General features: G+C 38.0%; 2 protein-coding genes. Both read right to left on the bottom strand.

Annotated features, from left to right (window positions below; genetic code table 11):
• Positions 1-729 precede the first annotated feature (729 nt).
• Complete coding sequence (mutL, locus tag OZD62_RS02575) at positions 730-2,556, bottom strand: DNA mismatch repair endonuclease MutL (protein WP_275019365.1); 1,827 nt, start codon at positions 2,554-2,556, stop codon at positions 730-732.
• Between the two features lie 7 nt (positions 2,557-2,563).
• On the bottom strand, positions 2,564-3,005 hold a 442-nt coding region (purE, locus tag OZD62_RS02570; RefSeq protein ID WP_275019364.1), incomplete at its 5' end, for a 5-(carboxyamino)imidazole ribonucleotide mutase.

Raw genomic sequence — 3,005 nt, 5'->3', positions numbered from 1 at the left:
CGCGAACCGTCATACCGTGATTTATTCACGGTATCTCACATAGATCCCGCTAACAAGCAGCGGGATGACAACAATCCTACGTCATGCCGCGGTATCTCTTAGCCGCTAACAAGCAGCGGGATGACGAATTACTTAACCATCATCTACACCGTCATACCGCGATTCATTCGCGGTATCTCTTAACATAGATCCCCTACTATACCTTAACATAGATCCCGCTAACAAGCAGCGGGATGACGAGCTTATCGTCACGCCGCCGCGAACCGTCATACCGCGATTCATTCGCGGTATCTCAAAGCATAGATCCCGCTCACACGTAGCGGGATGACGATTGTCGGTGAACTTAAGTTACTTTAGCCATAAATATTTAAGAAATTTACCAAACGAAAAAAAGGCAAAAGAAGCCCCGAGTAGCGAGTTTTGACTCTATATTACTGTAAGTGGCGCTGTAATAATGTGCTGACGCTTAGTTTAAGCGCGGTTTGGCTGAATGTAGAAAAAATTTAAAAGACATGCAGCCGCTATAATTTTATGTAATCCGCCAAAAAATACCCTGAGTTTTTTACTGAATTTTGTCATTGAGCCTGCAGGTCAAAAACAAGTTTTGAGTCATAAATACCCTTAATACTATAATAAGGGCGCTGGAGGAGTTTGTCAAGGAAGTTTTTTCGTTTCTATGAGCTACTTGGATGACGAGAAAGGAGCACTTACATATTTATGGCAACCTCATTACCTACGCTCAAAAAGTTTTTCAATATCACTGAGTTTCATTTCTATATAAGTTGGTCTTCCGTGGTTGCATTGCCCGGAATATGGGGTTTTTTCCATTTGTCTAAGCAGCACATTCATTTCTTCTAATCTCATTTTTCTACCCGCTCTAATTGATCCATAACAAGCGATAGTGGCCAATATTTTGTTCACTTTATCTTCTACTGGCAATGTATCTTCTATTTCCGTTAATCTATCGACTATATTAATTAGCATCTCTTTCACATCTATTGCTCCCAAAATTGCAGGGATTTCTTTTACTATCACTTTATTTTCTGGTTTGATCTCAATATCAAAACCCATTTCAAATAACTTATCTTTATAGATTTCAATCATCTCCATTCCGGCTTGATTTTTGATTTCAACCGTTTCAGGAAGAAGTAGTTTTTGTCTTTTTACACTTGATTTTTGTTTTAAGCATTCATATACTAGCCTTTCGTGGGCTGCATGCTGGTCGACTATAATCAATTTGTCTCTTACCTCGGCAATAATGTAAGTATTATAGACCTGACAGCGTGCAAACCCGAGCGGGTGGCTCTCTATCAAATCAACTTGCTCTAACACCTTTTTTTCTAGAACCATAGTCTCCGCTTGTGATGGAAATTTCTGTATGCCGGTATAATCAAACGATTTTGACTGTTCTGATAAGCCTTTTGCTTTTTCATTTGGAGAAGCAAATTCTTTTATTAGTTGATTTTTAAAAGGACTTGGTCTTTTTTCATAAAATTCTTTTTGAACATTAGGTTTATCAAAAGGATCCGGCAATGTTGAATCCATTTTCTGGTCATGCGCTGGAAAAGTGCCTATCCTTCTTGACAATGCTTTAATTAATCCTCTTGTCATTATCTCATATATGAGCTTCTTATTCTGAAACCTTACTTCTGACTTATTTGGATGCACATTTACATCTACTTGATCATAAGGTATCTCTAAATGTAACGCTGCAAAAGGATACCTATCGCTTGGAATAAAATCATGATATGCATACCTAACTGCGCCAATAAGTAAATTATCTTTAATTGGCCTTCCATTAACAAACGTATAGATCTGAGTGGACTTACCACGATTGACGGTCGGCTCACAGATGTGTCCCGTAAGTTTAATGCCGTCTTCTTCTTCATTGATCTCCAAAGAATTGCCCTGAAATTCTTCTTCTACTTCACACAATCTATGAAATAACGAAGTCTGCTTAGCGTATTTTAAGAGCTTTTTATTACCTGAAGTGAGAGTAAACCCTATATGATAGTTAATCATTGCTAGGTTGTTTACAATATCAACAATGCTTTGAGTTTCTGCTCTTTCAGTTTTTAGAAATTTTAGTCTATTTGGAGTGGCAAAAAATAAATCTCGTACTTCAATATGTGTGCCTTGTGATAAAGAGTAAGGAGTTTGCTCCCCTATTTTCTCTCCACCCTCATAACTTATAGACCATGCTTCATTTGCTTCTCTTGCCTTAGACGATAATTTTATCCTACTTACTGCTGCTATTGAAGGCAGAGCTTCTCCTCTAAAGCCAAGATGCTTGATTTCTATCAACTCATTGTCGCTCAATTTTGAAGTAGCATGGCGCATAAACGCAAGTTCTAAATCGTTTTTTTCTACTCCGTTACCATCATCTGTCACAATAATAAGGTTACGCCCACCACTTTCTATTTTAATCTCTATTTCTAAACTTCCAGCATCTATTGCATTTTCCACTAATTCCTTTACTACACTTGCTGGCCTTTCTATCACCTCCCCCGCTGCTATACGGTTTATGGTTTTTGTGTCTAAAAGAATTATTGCCATAGATTTATTATGAAACTGGTTTTTCTTTTACTTCTTTGGTCTGCTTCTCTCTCCACTTTTTTAACCTACCTGCAATTTCACTGTTAGAAATTGACAATATAGATACGGCGGTAATGGCAGCATTATGTGCTCCATTTTCCCCTATAGACATGGTTGCAACTGGAACACCCTTTGGCATTTGAACTATAGAGAGTAGGCTGTCCAGCCCATTTAATTGTTTACTATGCACAGGAACGCCGATAACTGGTAAACAAGTTAGTGACGCAACCATACCAGGTAAATGAGCTGCACCTCCTGCACCAGCTATAATAACCTTAAAACCTTCTTCTTGTGCAGATTTAGCAAAATTGAAGAGCCTTTCTGGTGTTCTATGTGCAGATATTATGAATATATCATGTGAAACTTCTAATGCTTTTAACATATCAACAGTATGGACCATAGTGGTGTAA

The organism is Wolbachia endosymbiont of Drosophila seguyi (assembly GCF_028981765.1).
Taxonomy (GTDB): Bacteria; Pseudomonadota; Alphaproteobacteria; order Rickettsiales; family Anaplasmataceae; genus Wolbachia; species Wolbachia pipientis.
This window is presented reverse-complemented; position numbering and strand designations above follow the sequence as displayed.